Genomic DNA, 16,114 nt, shown 5'->3' with positions numbered 1-16,114 from the left:
ACGGCGGGGCCCCGCTTTCGTTCCGCACCGGAAACGGGAGGTCAGGCGGCGAGGCGTCGCCCATCGCTGTCGCCGGAGTCATTGGCCGGGCGGTGCGACCCGACGGCACGCCGCGCGGAACGCCGCACGATCAGGCGCTGCACCATTGGCCAACGCGCCAGCATCGAGGAGGACAGGACCGCCGCCATGGCCAGTTCGGCCACACCGCCCCATTCGATCGCAGAGGCGAGCATCACCAGATCGCCCATCGGCCCGGCCGCCGCGGCGAGCATGCGAATCTCGTCCATCTCGAACCAGACTGCAAACCCGAGCAGCGCCACCCCTAGCGCCATTATCGCCCAATGCCCCAGCCGAATGCGATTCAGCAGCCGCGCCGGTGCCTCGACCAGACACTCCGCCAGCCAGCGGCTCACCGGCAAGGTCGGACAATAGCGGAGCAGTATCGTCAGACCCAGAAGCATCATCGCAGCCGCCATTGCGATCCCCCCGTTTTGATGCCCATGCCTCCCCGCCGGATCCCGGCCATTCGCCGGAACGGAGGAGTCGGCTTGCGATCCTTACACTATGGGTACGAAACGCCCATGCCACCAGAGGCGTGACGGGGGCACTCCCTCGCGTCTATGGTCCTGCCATGACCATGCGCAGCGCCCTGTTCCTCCCAGCCTCCAACTCCCGCGCCCTCGCCAAGGCCCGCACGCTGCCCACCGATGCGGTCATTCTAGACCTGGAGGATGCGGTCGCCCCCGACGCCAAGTCGGGCGCGCGCGAGGCGGCAGTGGCGGCGGTGCGCGAAGGCGGCTTTGGTGAGCGGGTGCTGGTCGTACGGACGAACGGCCTCGACACTCCCCATGCGACGGACGATTTGGCCGCGCTGGCCAAGGCGCGTCCGGCGGCGGTGCTGATTCCGAAGGTCGACGACGTCGCAACGCTGGCCGCCGCACGGGCGGCGCTGGGGGCGGACGTGCCGCTATGGGCGATGATCGAAACATGTCGCGGTATCCTGTCGCTGGGCACGATTGCGCAGGCAGCGAAGGAGTTGGGGCTGACCGCCCTGATTGCGGGGACGAACGATCTGGCGAAGGAGATGCGCCTGCCCTCCCCCCCCGCGCCCGAGGCTTTGCTGCCCTTGCGTGTCCAGATCGTCGTCGCCGCCCGGAGCACCGGGCTGATCGTGCTGGACGGCGTCTGCAATGCCCTCGACGCACCCGATCGGCTGGCGGCGGAATGTGCCGAAGGGCGGCGTCTGGGCTTCGACGGCAAGACGCTGATCCATCCCAACCAGATTGCCGCGGCGAATGCGGGCTTCGGCCCGGACGCGGCCGAGATCGCCTGGGCGCGGAGGGTGGTGGAGGCCTTCGCCGATCCCGAGCAAGCGGTGCTGGGCGCGATCCGGCTGGATGGGCAAATGGTCGAACGCCTGCACTTGGCCGAAGCCGAGCGAATCTTAGCGCTTGTCCAGCGATCGGCCGAATAATCTGCCCTCACCCTTCCCACCCGCTATCGCGGGCGGGCCCCTTCCCTCTCCCGCCGGGGGAGGGAGGGAGGCGCAAAGCGCCAGAAGGGTGAGGGTGTGTCGGCTTATTCCAGCTCCAAGATCACCGCATCGACGGCGAGGCTGTCGCCGGTTTTGGCGGTGATGGTCTTGACGATGCCGGTCTTGGCGGCGCGCAGGATGTTTTCCATCTTCATGGCCTCGACGACGGCGAGCGGCTGTCCCGCCTCGACCTTGTCGCCCTCGGCCACGTCGAGGCGGACGAGCAGGCCCGGCATCGGCGCGATCAGGAACTTCGACAGGTCGGGCGGGACCTTCTCGATCAAATGCTGCGCATAAGCCGCGGCGCGGGCGGGCAGGACGCGGATGGTGTGGCTGGCCCCGCGGGTGGTCAGGCGGAAGCCGGTGCGGGTCTTGGCGATGCGGACGTGAAGGGTTTCGCCCGCTTCGTCCTCGACCGCGATCATCCGGTCGCCGGGCGTATAGGCGATGGCGAGGTCGAGCTCCGCGCCGTTGACGCTGAGACCCTCGGTCGAGACGTGGACCGCATGGTCCTTGCCCCCGATCCGCACCGTCCAGTCGGCCGGCGGTTGCAGCCGGTGGCCGAGCTGGCCGTCGATCCGCCGGGCCCGGTCCGCCTCGGCGGTGGCGGCGAAGGCGGCGACGGCGGCGAGCATCCGGGTCAGGTCCGCGCTTGCGGGTGCGCCGTGGAAGCCTTCGGGATATTCCTCGGCGATGAAGCCGGTGGTGAGCGCGCCCGCACGGAAGCGCGGATGCTGCATCAGTGCGGAAACGAAGTCGATGTTCGTCCCCGGTCCGACGATCTCGAACGCGTCGAGGGCTGCGATCTGCGCGTCGATCGCGGCCTCGCGGGTCGGTGCCCAGGTGACGAGCTTGGCGATCATGGGATCGTAGAACATGCTGACCTCGCCGCCCTCGGCGACGCCGTCGTCGACGCGCACGCGGACGTCGTCATCGGCATGTTCGGCGGGCGGATTGTAGCGCACCAACCGCCCGGTCGAGGGCAGGAAGCCGCGATACGGGTCCTCGGCATAGACGCGGTTCTCGATCGCCCAGCCGGTCAGCGTCACATCGTCCTGGCCGAACGCCAGCGGCTCGCCTGCCGCGACGCGGATCATCTGCTCGACCAGATCGAGCCCGGTGATCTCTTCGGTGACGGGATGCTCGACCTGGAGCCGGGTGTTCATTTCGAGGAAGTAGAAGCTCTCGCCCGTCGGGTCCGCACCCGAGACGATCAGCTCGACGGTCCCGGCCGAATAATAGCCGACCGCGCGCGCCAGCGCGACCGCCTGCTCGCCCATGGCGCGGCGCATTGCGGGGGTGACGAAGGGCGAGGGCGCTTCCTCGACCACCTTCTGGTGGCGGCGCTGGACCGAGCATTCGCGCTCGCCGAGATAGACGATATTGCCATGCTGGTCGCCCAGCACCTGGATCTCGATATGGCGGGGGCTCTCGATGAACTTCTCGATGAAGACGCGGTCGTCGCCGAAGCTGGCGAGGCCTTCGCGCTTGGTCGCCTCGAAGCCTTCGCGCACGTCCGCTTCCGACCAGGCGAGCCGCATGCCCTTGCCGCCGCCACCGGCACTCGCCTTCATCATCACCGGAAAGCCGATGTCGGTCGCGATCCGCACCGCTTCCTCGGTATCGGCGATCTCGCCCAGATAGCCGGGAACGACATTGACCCCGGCCGCCTTGGCGAGCTTCTTCGACTCGATCTTGTCGCCCATCGCGGCGATGGCGTTCGGCGGCGGGCCGATAAAGGCGACACCCGCCTCGGCACAGGCGCGCGCGAAGCTCTCCCGCTCGGACAGGAAGCCGTAACCGGGGTGGATGGCATCCGCGCCGGTCGCGTGCGCGGCGGCGAGGATCAGTTCGGCTTTGAGATAGCTTTCGGCGGCGGGCGCTGGCCCCAGACGCACCGATTCATCGGCCAGCCGGACATGGGGTGCACCCGCATCGGCATCCGAATAGACCGCGACCGTGGCGATGCCCAGGCTGCGGGCGGTACGGATCACCCGGCACGCGATTTCCCCGCGATTGGCGATCAGGATTTTCTGGAACACGGGGATACCTCTCCTTTTATGTCGTTGGTCCGTGTCGCCTGTTCCCCGGCGAAGGCCGGGGTCCAGTTTCCAAGACGCTGATGGCGCGCCGTGCCGCCTCGGGGGGCGGCCTCTGCCACGCGCCATCGATGGTTCACCGCCCCTGGGCCCCGGCCTGCGCCGGGGAACAGGGCGGTGGAAGCCTCACTCCGCCGCTTCCAATTCCACCTTGCACTCCGCCGCCATGGGGGTGAGCCCCAGCCGGGCGAAGAGTGCGGCGTCCTTGTCGTCGCCCGCATTGCCCGCGGTCAGCAGCTTGTCGCCGGTGAAGATCGAATTGGCCCCCGCCAGGAAGCACAAGGCCTGGGTCGCATCCGACATGCTTTCGCGCCCCGCCGACAGGCGGACCATCGAATGCGGCATGGTGATGCGCGCGACCGCCACGGTGCGAACGAATTCGATATCGTCGATCTTGGCGAGCGGCGTGTCGGCCAGCATATCGCCCAGCACCGTGCCCTTGACCGGCACCAGCGCATTCACCGGCACGCTGCCCGGATGCACCGGCAGGGTGGCGAGCGCATGGATGAAGCCCACCCGGTCGCCGCGCGTCTCGCCCATGCCGACGATGCCGCCGCAACACACGTTGATCCCGGCATCGCGGACATGCTCCAGCGTCTCCAACCGCTCGCCGAAGCTGCGCGTGGTGATGACGTCGCCGTAACGCTCGGGCGAGGTGTCGATATTGTGGTTGTAATAGTCCAGCCCCGCCTCGGCCAGCGTCTGCGCCTGTGCATCGGTGAGCATGCCCAGCGTCATGCAGGTTTCCATGCCCATGGCGCGCACGCCCTTCACCATCTCGACGATGGCGGGCATGTCGCGGTCCTTGGGGTTACGCCAGGCCGCGCCCATGCAGAAGCGCGTCGAGCCGTGATCCTTGGCCTGCGCCGCCGCCTGCAGCACGGCGCGCGGGTCCATCAGCTTGGTCGCCTTCAGCCCGGTATCGGCATGCGCCGACTGGCTGCAATAGCCGCAATCCTCGGGGCAGCCGCCGGTCTTGATCGACAGCAGCGTCGACAACTGAACCTGATCGGCGGCATGATGCGCGCGGTGCACCTCAGCGGCGCGGAACAGCAGCTCGGTGAAGGGCAGGTCGAACAGCGCGGCGATCTCGGCGCGGGTCCAGTCGGTGCGCGGGGTTGCCGTCTCGGCGCTCAGCGCGGTGGTCGTCGTCATCACGTGTCGTCCTGTCATTCGCCCGTCTCGGGCGGCATGTTATGGCCCAGCAGCCTCAGCACATCCTCGGCCGCTTTCACAAGATTGGTGCCGGGGCCGAAAATCGCCTGCACCCCGGCATCGTATAGCGCCTGATAATCCTGTGCCGGAATAACGCCACCCGCGATGACCTTGATATCGGCGCGGCCCGCCTCTCGCAGATGGCCGATCAGTTCGGGGATCAGCGTCTTGTGCCCGGCGGCGAGGCTGGACGCGCCGACGACATCGACATCGCGGGTGAGCGCGATCTGCGCGGCTTCCTCGGGCGTCTGGAACAGCGCGCCCGGCACCACCTCGAAACCCAGGTCACCGAACATGGACGACACGAGATTGGCACCCCGGTCATGCCCATCCTGACCCATCTTGGCGACGAACAGCCGGGGCTTGCGCCCCAGACGCCGTTCGACCGCCTCGACCCCGCGCAGCAGGCGGGCCCAGCGTTCGTCCTCGGCGTAGGCGCCGCCATAGACGCCCGACACCGGGGTCGGCTGGGTGCCATAGCGGCCGAACGCATCCTCCAGCGCGGCGGAAATCTCACCCAGCGTCGCCCGCGCCCGTGCCGCTTCGACAGCGAGCGCGAGGAGGTTGTTTCCCATTCCTCCCCCGGCGGGGGAGGTGGCGGCGGCGCCAGCCGCTGACGGAGGGGTGTCCCCCCTCTCCAGCGTCGACACCCCTCCGTCATCGCTGCGCGATGCCACCTCCCCTTGCAGGGGAGGATTTTGGGCGGCTCGGCGCAGGGCATCCAGCGCCGAGCGGCACGCCGCCTCGTCGCGCGCGGCCTTGACCGCCGCGATCCGCGCGATCTGGGCCCCGCGCACCGCATGATTGTCGATGTCGAGGATCTCCACCGGCGCTTCGTCGGCCAGCCGGTACTTGTTCACCCCGACGATCACATCCTCGCCGCGGTCGACCTTGGCGGCGCGGGCGGCGGACGCCTCCTCGATCATCGCCTTGGGCCAGCCCGAAGCGACCGCCTTGGCCATGCCGCCTTCGGCCTCGATCCGTTCGATCAGCGCCCAGGCGCCGTCGACCAGCGACTGGGTCAGGCTCTCGACATAATAGCTGCCGCCGAGCGGATCGACGACGCGCGTCATCCCCGTTTCCTCCTGCAACACGATCTGCGTGTTGCGTGCGATCCGGGCGGAGAAGTCGGTCGGCAGCGCGATCGCCTCGTCCAGCGCATTGGTGTGGAGCGACTGGGTGCCGCCGAGCATCGCCGCCATCGCCTCGATGGTCGTGCGGATGACGTTGTTATACGGGTCCTGCTCGGTCAGCGACACGCCCGACGTCTGGCAGTGCGTCCGCAGCATCTTGGAGCGCTCGTCCTTCGCGCCCAATTTGGTCATCGCCCGGTGCCACAGCACCCGCGCAGCGCGCAGCTTCGCCACCTCCATGAAGAAGTTCATGCCGATCGCAAAGAAGAAGGACAGGCGGCCCGCAAACTTGTCGATGTCGAGGCCCGAGGCCACGCCATATTTCACATATTCCATGCCATCGGCGATGGTGAAGGCCAGCTCCTGGAGCTGCGTCGCCCCGGCCTCCTGCATGTGATAGCCGCTGATCGAGATGCTGTTGAACTTGGGCATCTCGGCGGATGTGTAGGCGAAGATGTCCGAGATGATCCGCATCGAGGGTTCGGGCGGGTAGATATAGGTGTTGCGGACCATGAACTCCTTGAGGATGTCGTTCTGGATGGTCCCTTCCAGTTTCGACCGGTGAACCCCCTGTTCCTCGGCCGCGACGATGAAGAAGGCCAACACCGGGATCACCGCGCCGTTCATCGTCATGCTGACCGACATGGCATCCAAAGGAATGCCATCGAACAGGATCTTCATATCCTCGACCGTGTCGATCGCGACCCCCGCCTTGCCGACATCGCCGGTCACGCGGGGATGGTCGCTGTCATAGCCCCGGTGGGTGGCCAGATCGAAGGCGACCGACAGCCCCTTCTGCCCCGCCGCCAGATTACGCCGGTAAAAGGCGTTGGACTCCTCAGCGGTCGAGAAGCCCGCATATTGCCGGATCGTCCAAGGGCGACCCGCATACATGCTCGCCCGCACCCCACGCGTGAACGGCGCGAAGCCCGGGAGGCCGGGGTCGGCCTTCACATCATCCGCGGTGTAGAGCGGCTTGACCGTGATCCCCTCCGGCGTCTCCCATGACAGGTCGCGGCCCTTCACCTCCTTGGCGGCAAGCGCTTCCCAGTCGGACCTGTCAGGGCGTTCGGCCATCGGCCACTCCTCATTTGCTCTTATTTTGTTTCACTAGAGCGAAATCATCGTGCGCGCGCAAGAGGTGGTGCCCTATCGCCCCAGGAAGCGCGGCGGACGCCTTTCGAAAAAGGCCCGGCCGCCTTCTTCGCCATCATGCGTGGCGCGGGCGCTGCGCTGGTCCTCGGCCTCACGGGTCAGCGCGGTGGCATAGTCGCTATCGAATCCGGCATGAAGCGCGCGACGCATCAGACCCAAGGCAACGCTCGGCCCCGCCGCCAGCCGCTCGGCCAATGCGAAGGCTTCCGAATCGAGCGCATCGTCCGCGACGACTCTGTGGATCATCCCCCAGTCGAGCGCCTTGTCCGCCGGCACCCGCTCGCCCAGCATCATCATTTCGGCGGCTCGCGCCCGCCCGATCAGGCGTGGCAGCATCCAACTCGCCCCGCCATCGGGGACCATGCCGATATTGACGAAGGCGTGGAGGAAATAGGCGCTCTCGCTCGCGACGCAGAAATCGGCGGCCAGCGCCAGGCTGCATCCGATCCCTGCCGCCGCCCCGCGCACCGCGCTGACCAGCGGAATGGGCAGTTCGGCGAGCGTCAGGAACAGCGGATTGAAATGATCGACCAGTGCGCGGTGCACCGTCTCCGGGCCGATAGCGCCACCCGAAATATCCGCTCCCGAGCAGAAAGCCTTGCCCGATCCCGTCAGCAGAACGGCGCGGGCATCGCCCCGCTCCGCCAATGCCTCGCCGATCCGATCGAACAGTTCGGGGGGTGCGGCATTGAGGCGGTCGGGGCGATTGAGCGTCAGGACCAAGACGCCGCCCCGACGCTCGGCCAGCAGCATGGGCTCGGTCAATGCCCTTCCCCCGGCGTTTCCATCAGTTCGACCAGCACCCCGCCCATGTCGCGCGGGTGCAGGAACACGACCGGGGTGCCGTGCGCGCCGATGCGCGGCTGACCCAATAGGGTAGCACCCTTGGCCTGAAGATCGGCGACGGCGACGGCCATGTCAGCGACCTCGAAGCAGATGTGATGCTGTCCCCCCGCCGGGTTCTTCCTGAGGAAGTTGGCGATGGGGGAGCTTTCGTCCAGCGGCTGGATCAGCTCGATTTGCGTGTTGGGCGCATCGATGAAGCACACCCGCACGCCCTGCGCTGGCAGGTCGAACGGCGCGCCGATCGCCTCCGCGCCGAGCAGGTCGCGATAGGTTTCCACCGACCGCTCGATCGAGGGGGTGGCGATACCAATATGGTTGAGGTGGCCGAGGGTCATCGGCCACCTGCATTATTATTCGCTGAAGCTTTGGCCATCCTGCGAATCCCGTTCATTTCCATTTTTCGGCTTTTTTCCCGAAACGATGTCAATAAAATCACGCATTGTCGGCCAAAAATTCTTGATAATGTTCACGATGAAATCCTTATTATTTAACAATAAGGAAATTTACCAAACCACGGCCAACTGCTGCAATATTTATCTGCCTTCACAATGGCAGGTTGTCATGTTTCTTCCACGGATTGACGAGGTCCTTGTTGCGCAGCTTGCGCAGGCCCAGCGCGATCCGCCTGCGGGTAGAATGCGGCTGGATCACCTCGTCGACAAAGCCCTTGGACGCCGCCACGAACGGGTTGGCGAAACGCGCCTCATATTCGGCGGTGCGCTCGGCGATCTCCTGCGGCGTCTTGCCCCGAAAGATGATCTCGACCGCGCCCTTGGCTCCCATCACCGCGATCTCGGCGGTCGGCCAGGCATAGTTGAGGTCGCCGCGTAAGTGCTTGGACGCCATCACGTCGTATGCGCCGCCATAGGCTTTCCGCGTAATGACCGTGATCTTCGGCACCGTCGCCTCGGCATAGGCGAAGAGCAATTTGGCACCGTGCTTGATGATGCCGTTATGCTCTTGGCTCGTACCGGGCAGGAAGCCGGGTACGTCCACGAACGTGACGATCGGAATCTCGAACGCGTCGCAGAAGCGCACGAACCGCGCCGCTTTCCGGCTGGCATTGATGTCGAGCACGCCCGCCAGCACCATCGGCTGGTTGGCGACGAAACCGACCGTGCGCCCCTCGATCCGGCCGAAGCCGGTGATGATGTTGGCGCCGTGGGCCGGCTGCACCTCGAAGAAATCGCCTTCGTCCACGACCTTGGCGATCAACTCGTGCATGTCATAGGGCTGGTTGGCCGAAGCGGGGATCAGCGTGTCGAGGCTTTCCTCGATGCGGTCCCACGCATCCGCCGTCGGCCGCTCGGGCACGCCCTCGCGATTGTTGGCGGGCAGGAAGTCGATGAAGTCGCGCGCCGCCAGCAGCGCCTCGATATCGTCCTCGAACGCCACATCCGCGACGCCGGTCTTGGTCGTGTGGGTCACCGCACCGCCCAGCGCTTCCTGCGTCACCACCTCGTTGGTCACCGTCTTCACCACATCGGGGCCGGTGACGAACATGTAGCTCGAGTCCTTCACCATGAAGATGAAGTCGGTCATCGCCGGGCTATAGACCGCGCCGCCCGCGCACGGCCCCATGATGAGCGAAAGCTGCGGCACCACGCCGCTGGCCAGCACATTGCGCTGGAACACCTCGGCATAGCCCCCCAGCGACGCCACGCCCTCCTGGATGCGCGCGCCGCCGCTATCGTTCAGGCCGATGACGGGCGCACCGACCTTCATCGCCATGTCCATGATCTTGCAGATCTTCTGCGCATGACGTTCGGACAGCGAGCCGCCGAAGACGGTGAAGTCCTGGCTAAAGACGAAGACCAGTCGCCCGTTGATCGTGCCGCTGCCCGTCACGACGCCGTCGCCGGGCACGATCTGTTCGGTCATGCCGAAGTCGGTGCAGTTATGCTCGACGAACATGTCGAGCTCCTCGAAGCTCCCCTCATCGAGCAGCACGTCGAGCCGCTCGCGCGCGGTCAGCTTGCCCTTGGCATGCTGCGCGGCGACGCGCTTCTCACCACCTCCGGCCCGCGCCGCCGCGCGGCGGCGTTCCAGTTCGACCATCGTCGATGCCATGACCTCTCCTTGTGTCTTTGGGCGGGTTATGCCCGAGAGGCGGGACGACGGTCAAATATCGAGCGCCCAGCCGTCGCGCCCCTTGGGATCGAACGGAGCGTTGGGCACGAAACGCTCTTTGGCTGCCCGCAACCGCAACACACTCCAGTCGCCGCGCCGATCGACCGTCTCCAGCGCGCAACCGCATGCCTCATAGGCCGCAACCACATCGGCGCGCTGCGTCTCCAGCAGTCCGGCGAGCACCAGGGTCGCCCCGGGGCCGGCGATCGCCGCCAGTTCCGGCGCCATCGAGATCAACGGCCCGGCCAGGATATTGGCGATGACAAGGTCATAGGGCGATGCGGCCATGATCGGGTCGGCCAGCGCGCCGTCCGCGACAATCAGTTCCACCCCATCGACGCCGTTGATCGCGGCATTCTCGGCCGTCACGTCGATCGCGATGGGATCGATATCGGTCGCCACCACCTTCGCACTCGGCCAGAGGTGCCGCACGGCGAAGGCGAGCAACCCGGTGCCGGTGCCGACATCGATCGCATTCGCCACCGGTTCCCCGGCCATGGCATCGAGCATGGCGAGGCAGCCGCTGGTCGTCTCGTGATGTCCGGTGCCGAAGGCGCGGCCCGCCGGGATGTGGAACCCGCGCGTCCCCTGGGGCACGGCCTCGTCACCGGTATGGACGAAGAAGCGCCCGACCGACAAAGGCTCCAGCCCCGCCTGGCTCATCGTGACCCAGTCCTGCGCCGCCAAATGCTCGACGGTGGCGGGATGGTCGCCCGCGCTGGGCACCAGGGCGCGAATCGCGTCGATGGTCGCCGCATCGGGTTCCGACTCGAAATAGGCGTCGAGCCGCCAATGCTCGCGGTCGTCCTCCACCTCCTCGGTGGTCATGATGACGGCATCGATCGCTAGATCGTCGGCCGCGTCGATCGCCTCCGCCTCGTCGCGGGTGCAGGGCAGGGTCAGCTTCCAGCTGTCAGCGGACATAGCTGGCTCCATTGATGTCGAGGACCGCGCCGGTCATCGATGGCGGTGCATCGGTGCACAGGAAACGGACGGCGGCGGCGACCTCTTCTGGCGATGCCACCCGGCCGAGCGGAATATCGGCGAGCAGCTTGTCGCCGCCCCGGCTGGCCAGATAGTCGTCGGCCATGCCCGTCATGGTGAAACCCGGGCATACGGCAAAGGCGAGAATCCCCTGCGCCGCATAGCCCCTCGCGATGGTCTTGGTCATCGCAACCATGCCGCCCTTGGACGCGGCATAATGCCAGTGCGACGGGGAATCGCCACGATAGGCGGCGCGGCTGGCAATGTTGACGATGCGTCCCCCGACCCCGCGTTCCTGCCAGTGGAGCACCGCCAGGCGGCAAAGCTCCGCCGACGCGGTCAGATTGACCTGCATGGTGCGGGCCCAGCTTTCGGACCAGTCGTCCGCGTCGAGCGGACTCGCCTCGAAGATACCGGCATTGTTGACCAATATGTCGATCGCCCCGCCCGCCTGCTGCAGCGCCGCCGCCCATAGCCTGGCGGGCGCGTCCGGCTGGGACAGGTCCTCGGCGATGCCGCTGCGCGTGCCATGGCCCAGCACGCGGACGCCGGGCAGTTCGCCCAGCGCCGTGGCGGTCGCCGCGCCGATGCCGCGGCTGCTCCCCGTTACCAATATCGTCGTCATACCCCGCCCGTGCCGGGCGCGGGCGGATGCGTCAACCGGCATCCCGACTTCCTCCCCCCTGCGAGGGGAGATGTCAGGGCAAGGCTCTAACGGAGGCATGCCGCGCTATCGCAAGCCCCCAGCTCCCCCTCCCCACTTCGTGCCGGGAGAAAAGCGGAATTACGCGGCGACGCGGGCGACGAACTGGGTCGCGCTGGTCTTCAACTCGCCCAGTTGCGTGTCGAGATTGTCGAAGCCGCGCCCGACCCGGTCGATCTCCTGTGCGACATGCTCGGTATCCTGACGGATCGCGGCGATGGTGTGCGACATCGAGTCGGCGGCCAGCGCGGTTTCGTCCACGGCGGCGGTGATCGCGGTCACCGTCTGCGCCTGTGCCTCCATCGCATGGCGGATCCGCTCGGCAGAAGCCTGTACCTCATTGACCGTCGCCTTGATCGACGCGTTGGTCTCGACTGTCGAGCGGGTCGCGGCCTGGATCGCGGCAATCTTGGTGGCGATGTCGTCGGTAGCGCGGGCGGTCTGACTGGCGAGGCTCTTCACCTCCTGCGCGACCACGGCGAAGCCCCGCCCCGCATCGCCGGCGCGCGCGGCCTCGATCGTGGCGTTGAGCGCCAGCAAATTGGTCTGCCCAGCAATATCGCGGATCAGGCCCAAAATCGATTCGATCGACTTGGCATGGTCGGACAGCATCTCGGACATGCCGACCGCCTGCCCCGCCTGGTCGGCGGCGCGGTTGGCGACGTCGGCGGCCTGATCGACCTCGGTCCGCGCATCCTCGATCGCGCGGATCAGCCCGGCGGCGGTCTGCGCCGCTTCGCGCATCGCGACGGCGGACTGTTCGGCGGCGGCGGCCACCTCGCTCGACTTGCCCAGCATACCGCGGGTCGACAGCGAGGCGTCCTGCGCCTGGCGCCGCAAATCCTGTCCGCCGACCGACGCGGTTTCCACCACCGCGGCGATGCCGTTGCGGAAGTCGCCCGCCAGCCGCTCGCGCTGACGCTCGGCGCACCAGCTTGCAAAGCCCGCGAACAGCTCGACCGTCAGTTCGGTCTCCATGCCGTAAACCCGCAGCAGCGTATCGATCGCGATCAATCGACGTGGATCATCCTCGCCCATTTCCTCCAGCACGATCTTCAGCACCGCGCGGTCGCTGGCGCAGGACATGGCCAGCACCTCCATCGGCGCCACCCCGCCGGCATAGGCGGAGGCGATGGCCCGGCCCAGCGACTCGACCCATTCCCGCCCGGCGACATCGCAGAAGCGGTTGCGAAGATAGGCGCGGCCCGCGACCAGCTGGCGCTCGCGATCGAGCGGTGTCCATTCCGGGCGGCCCGGATTGGTCAGGCGCCAGTGATTCCAATAGGCGTCGGTCACCTCGTCGGCGCGCGGCTCGATCACCGGCCAGAGCTCGGCGGCGAGACGAACAAGCGAGCGGTCGCCGCCGTCAAAGGCACGGACCCGCGCGTCGAGGTCGATATTCGCCGTGATGACCGTGGGCGGTGGCAGGTCGAAGTCCAAGACGTGGTTCCCCCATTCGAAACGCTTCGAATCTTTCCCGTCTATCGTGCGCGAAAAGGGTTAAGGGGGTGTTATCCGGTCGGATTCCTTCCTCGTCGCCACCAAAATGCGTTCGGAAGCGGTTTGGAAGCCCGGGGAACGCCATTGTCGCCCGAAACTCGCTTCCCGCGAATTTTCAAACGGAGTCTCACGGCTTGCATCCTGGCGGCGTCTTCACCATAGGCATATCCGCAAACCAGCCCGACTTTTGATTGTTCGAGGATCTGCCCTTGGCCGCCCGCAACACCGCACGCCCGCTTTCCCCGCATCTCCAGATCTGGAAATGGGGTCCCAATATGCTGGTCTCCATCCTGCACCGTGCCACCGGCACGGGCATGGCGACCGTGGGCACCCTGTTGCTCGTCTGGTTCCTGGCCGCCATCGCCGCCGGGCCGGAAAGCTATGCGACCTTCCGCGACGTCTTCACCGTCGAGTCGGGCGGGCTCAACATCATCGGCTATGTCGTCGGCATCGGCCTGACCGCCTGCCTGTTCCAGCACATGGCCAACGGCATCCGCCACCTGTTCATGGATGTCGGCGCGGGCTTCGAACTGAAGTCGAACAAGCGTCAGGCGCAAGCCACCATCGTCTTCGCCGTCGTGATGACGGTGGCCTTCTGGCTCTATCTGGGGATCAAGTGATGCGTTCCGGAACCGCGATCGGCCGCGTGCGCGGCCTGGGCTCGGCCAAGTCGGGCACCCATCACTGGTTGAACCAGCGCCTGACGGCGGGCTCGAACTTCCTGCTGGTCGTCTGGCTGCTGATCTCGATCCTGCGCCAGCCCTCCTATGACTATGCCGCGATGCGGCTGTGGCTGGCCAATCCCTGGGCCGCCATTCCGATGGCGATGCTGGTCGCCTCGGTCTTCTATCACATGCGCCTGGGCCTTCAGGTCGTGATCGAGGATTATGAGCAGGACCAGAACCGGGTCGCCATGCTCGTCGTCATGAACCTGTTCGTCTTCACGACCGCCGCCGTCGCCATCTTCTCGATCCTCAAGATCGCCTTCGGAGCCGCTGCATAATGTCCGCTGCCGCCTATAAGATCATCGACCATACCTATGACGCCGTCGTCGTGGGTGCGGGCGGCTCGGGCCTGCGCGCCACCATGGGCATCGCAGAAGCCGGTCTGAAGACCGCCTGCATCACCAAGGTGTTCCCGACGCGCAGCCACACCGTGGCCGCCCAGGGCGGCATCGCCGCCAGCCTCGGCAATATGGGGCCCGATCACTGGACCTGGCACATGTACGACACCGTCAAGGGGTCGGACTGGCTGGGCGACCAGGACGCGATCGAATATCTGTGCCGCGAGGCACCCGCCGCCGTGTACGAGCTGGAGCACGCGGGCGTCCCGTTCAGCCGCACCGAAGAGGGCAAGATCTATCAGCGCCCGTTCGGCGGCATGATGCAGAATATGGGTGAAGGCCCGCCCGCGCAGCGCACTTGTGCCGCCGCCGACCGCACCGGCCACGCCATGCTGCACGCGCTGTACCAGCAGTCGCTGAAGTATGACGCGGACTTCTTCATCGAATATTTCGCGCTCGACCTGATCATGGACGATCAGGGCAATTGCCGTGGCGTCATCGCGCTGTGTATGGAAGACGGATCGATCCACCGGTTCCGCGCGCACAATGTCGTGCTGGCGACCGGCGGCTATGGCCGCTGCTATTTCTCAGCGACCTCGGCGCACACCTGCACGGGTGACGGCGGCGGCATGGTGCTGCGTGCGGGCCTGCCGCTCCAGGACATGGAGTTCGTGCAGTTCCACCCGACCGGCATCTACGGCGCAGGCGTCCTCATCACCGAGGGTGCACGCGGTGAAGGCGGCTACCTGACCAACTCCGAGGGCGAGCGCTTCATGGAGCGTTACGCGCCGTCAGCGAAGGACCTCGCCAGCCGCGACGTCGTGTCGCGCTCGATGGCGATGGAAATCCGCGAAGGGCGCGGCGTCGGCAAGGAGGGGGATCATATCTACCTCCACCTCGACCATATCGACCCGAAGGTGCTGGCCGAGCGCCTGCCCGGCATTACCGAGACCGGCAAGATCTTCGCCGGTGTCGACCTGACCCGCCAGCCGCTGCCCGTTACGCCGACCGTCCACTATAATATGGGCGGTATTCCGACGAACTATCACGGCGAAGTCGTCCGTCTGAAAGACGGCAACCCGGATTCGGTCGTCCCCGGCCTGTTCGCGGTCGGCGAAGCGGCCTGCGTGTCGGTGCACGGCGCGAACCGCCTGGGCTCCAACTCGCTGATCGACCTTGTCGTGTTCGGCCGTGCGACCGGCCTGCGCATCAAGGACACGCTGAAGCCCGGCACGCCGCATGCGCCGCTGCCCAAGGGTTCGGAAGAGTTGGCGCTGGGTCGCCTGGATCACTTCCGCAACGCCGCCGGTAGCTCGACCACCGCATCGGTGCGCAGCGAGATGCAGAAGACGATGCAGCGCCACTGCGCCGTGTTCCGCACCGACGAGCTGCTGACCGAAGGCCGCCAGATGATCCGCGCCACCTATGACCGGATGAAGGACATCGGGATCAAGGATCGCTCGCTGATCTGGAACACCGATCTGGTCGAGACGCTGGAGCTGGACAACCTCATCAGCCAGGCGGTCGTGACGATGGAGTCGGCGCTGAACCGCAAGGAAAGCCGCGGCGCGCACGTGAACGAGGACTTCCCCGATCGCGACGACGCCAACTGGATGAAGCACACGGTTGCGACGTTCGACGGCTGGGGCGGCAAGGGCGGCGATGTCGCAATCGACTATCGCCCGGTCCATGATTACACGCTGACCGACGATATCGAGTATATCAAGCCGAAGAAGCGGGTCTATTAAGGCC

The 16,114-nt window shown here is 66.5% G+C and carries 14 protein-coding genes; 4 read left to right on the top strand and 10 right to left on the bottom strand.

Annotation, left to right across the window (positions count from 1 at the left end):
* Nucleotides 1-41: 41 nt before the first annotated feature.
* Complete coding sequence (locus tag ACWPWT_RS08435; RefSeq protein ID WP_454279307.1) at nt 42-464, bottom strand: hypothetical protein; 423 nt, start codon at nt 462-464, stop codon at nt 42-44.
* Nucleotides 465-631: 167 nt separating this feature from the next.
* Between ACWPWT_RS08435 and ACWPWT_RS08430 the strand changes: the two genes are divergently transcribed.
* Complete coding sequence (locus ACWPWT_RS08430) at nt 632-1,474, top strand: HpcH/HpaI aldolase/citrate lyase family protein (protein ID WP_261269037.1); 843 nt, start codon at nt 632-634, stop codon at nt 1,472-1,474.
* 104 nt (nt 1,475-1,578) lie between these two features.
* On the opposite strand, the gene ACWPWT_RS08425 is transcribed toward ACWPWT_RS08430, so the two are convergent.
* The 9 genes from ACWPWT_RS08425 to ACWPWT_RS08385 form a co-directional block, all read right to left on the bottom strand.
* A complete protein-coding gene (locus tag ACWPWT_RS08425) occupies nt 1,579-3,576 on the bottom strand; it encodes an ATP-binding protein (protein WP_454279306.1) in 1,998 nt (665 codons plus the stop codon).
* Nucleotides 3,577-3,759: 183 nt separating this feature from the next.
* Nucleotides 3,760-4,788 carry a biotin synthase BioB gene (bioB, locus tag ACWPWT_RS08420; protein ID WP_261269035.1) on the bottom strand — a complete coding sequence of 343 codons (1,029 nt, stop codon included), beginning with the start codon at nt 4,786-4,788 and terminating at the stop codon, nt 3,760-3,762.
* A 14-nt stretch (nt 4,789-4,802) separates the two neighbouring features.
* Nucleotides 4,803-7,058: a methylmalonyl-CoA mutase gene (gene scpA / locus ACWPWT_RS08415; RefSeq protein ID WP_454279305.1), complete on the bottom strand. Its 2,256-nt coding sequence runs from the start codon at nt 7,056-7,058 to the stop codon at nt 4,803-4,805.
* A 72-nt stretch (nt 7,059-7,130) separates the two neighbouring features.
* The gene (locus tag ACWPWT_RS08410) at nt 7,131-7,889 is read right to left on the bottom strand and encodes an enoyl-CoA hydratase-related protein (protein WP_261269055.1); all 759 of its coding nucleotides are present in this window, start codon (nt 7,887-7,889) and stop codon (nt 7,131-7,133) included.
* 8 nt (nt 7,890-7,897) lie between these two features.
* Complete coding sequence (gene mce, locus ACWPWT_RS08405) at nt 7,898-8,317, bottom strand: methylmalonyl-CoA epimerase (protein ID WP_454279304.1); 420 nt, start codon at nt 8,315-8,317, stop codon at nt 7,898-7,900.
* A 208-nt stretch (nt 8,318-8,525) separates the two neighbouring features.
* On the bottom strand, nt 8,526-10,052 hold the full coding sequence (locus ACWPWT_RS08400; protein WP_454279303.1) for an acyl-CoA carboxylase subunit beta: 1,527 nt from the start codon (nt 10,050-10,052) through the stop codon (nt 8,526-8,528).
* 51 nt (nt 10,053-10,103) lie between these two features.
* Nucleotides 10,104-11,036, bottom strand: coding sequence for a 50S ribosomal protein L11 methyltransferase (locus ACWPWT_RS08395; protein ID WP_454279302.1), 933 nt, complete (start codon nt 11,034-11,036; stop codon nt 10,104-10,106).
* Nucleotides 11,026-11,721: an SDR family NAD(P)-dependent oxidoreductase gene (locus ACWPWT_RS08390; RefSeq protein ID WP_454279301.1), complete on the bottom strand. Its 696-nt coding sequence runs from the start codon at nt 11,719-11,721 to the stop codon at nt 11,026-11,028. The genes ACWPWT_RS08395 and ACWPWT_RS08390 overlap by 11 nt, the downstream gene beginning before the upstream one ends.
* A gap of 159 nt (nt 11,722-11,880) precedes the next feature.
* Complete coding sequence (locus ACWPWT_RS08385) at nt 11,881-13,239, bottom strand: methyl-accepting chemotaxis protein (protein WP_261269028.1); 1,359 nt, start codon at nt 13,237-13,239, stop codon at nt 11,881-11,883.
* 269 nt (nt 13,240-13,508) lie between these two features.
* Between ACWPWT_RS08385 and sdhC the strand changes: the two genes are divergently transcribed.
* The 3 genes from sdhC to sdhA are packed head-to-tail and all read left to right on the top strand — an operon-like array spanning nt 13,509 to nt 16,110.
* Nucleotides 13,509-13,919, top strand: coding sequence for a succinate dehydrogenase, cytochrome b556 subunit (gene sdhC / locus ACWPWT_RS08380; protein WP_454279300.1), 411 nt, complete (start codon nt 13,509-13,511; stop codon nt 13,917-13,919).
* Nucleotides 13,919-14,302 carry a succinate dehydrogenase, hydrophobic membrane anchor protein gene (gene sdhD / locus ACWPWT_RS08375; protein ID WP_261269026.1) on the top strand — a complete coding sequence of 128 codons (384 nt, stop codon included), beginning with the start codon at nt 13,919-13,921 and terminating at the stop codon, nt 14,300-14,302. The genes sdhC and sdhD overlap by 1 nt, the downstream gene beginning before the upstream one ends.
* Nucleotides 14,302-16,110, top strand: coding sequence for a succinate dehydrogenase flavoprotein subunit (gene sdhA, locus ACWPWT_RS08370; protein WP_454279299.1), 1,809 nt, complete (start codon nt 14,302-14,304; stop codon nt 16,108-16,110). The genes sdhD and sdhA overlap by 1 nt, the downstream gene beginning before the upstream one ends.
* Nucleotides 16,111-16,114: the final 4 nt, after the last annotated feature.

Source organism: Sphingomonas sp. Marseille-Q8236 (assembly GCF_965112005.1).
This window is presented reverse-complemented; position numbering and strand designations above follow the sequence as displayed.

What these genes read in the sequence shown, in the direction of transcription:
- ACWPWT_RS08435 (WP_454279307.1), bottom strand. Translation starts at nt 464, where the DNA reads ATGATGCTTCTGGGTCTGACGATACTGCTCCGCTATTGTCCGACCTTG.
- ACWPWT_RS08430 (WP_261269037.1), top strand. Translation starts at nt 632, where the DNA reads ATGACCATGCGCAGCGCCCTGTTCCTCCCAGCCTCCAACTCCCGCGCC.
- bioB (WP_261269035.1), bottom strand. Translation starts at nt 4,788, where the DNA reads ATGACGACGACCACCGCGCTGAGCGCCGAGACGGCAACCCCGCGCACC.
- scpA (WP_454279305.1), bottom strand. Translation starts at nt 7,058, where the DNA reads ATGGCCGAACGCCCTGACAGGTCCGACTGGGAAGCGCTTGCCGCCAAG.
- ACWPWT_RS08410 (WP_261269055.1), bottom strand. Translation starts at nt 7,889, where the DNA reads ATGCTGCTGGCCGAGCGTCGGGGCGGCGTCTTGGTCCTGACGCTCAAT.
- mce (WP_454279304.1), bottom strand. Translation starts at nt 8,317, where the DNA reads ATGACCCTCGGCCACCTCAACCATATTGGTATCGCCACCCCCTCGATC.
- ACWPWT_RS08400 (WP_454279303.1), bottom strand. Translation starts at nt 10,052, where the DNA reads ATGGCATCGACGATGGTCGAACTGGAACGCCGCCGCGCGGCGGCGCGG.
- ACWPWT_RS08395 (WP_454279302.1), bottom strand. Translation starts at nt 11,036, where the DNA reads ATGTCCGCTGACAGCTGGAAGCTGACCCTGCCCTGCACCCGCGACGAG.
- ACWPWT_RS08390 (WP_454279301.1), bottom strand. Translation starts at nt 11,721, where the DNA reads ATGACGACGATATTGGTAACGGGGAGCAGCCGCGGCATCGGCGCGGCG.
- sdhD (WP_261269026.1), top strand. Translation starts at nt 13,919, where the DNA reads ATGCGTTCCGGAACCGCGATCGGCCGCGTGCGCGGCCTGGGCTCGGCC.
- sdhA (WP_454279299.1), top strand. Translation starts at nt 14,302, where the DNA reads ATGTCCGCTGCCGCCTATAAGATCATCGACCATACCTATGACGCCGTC.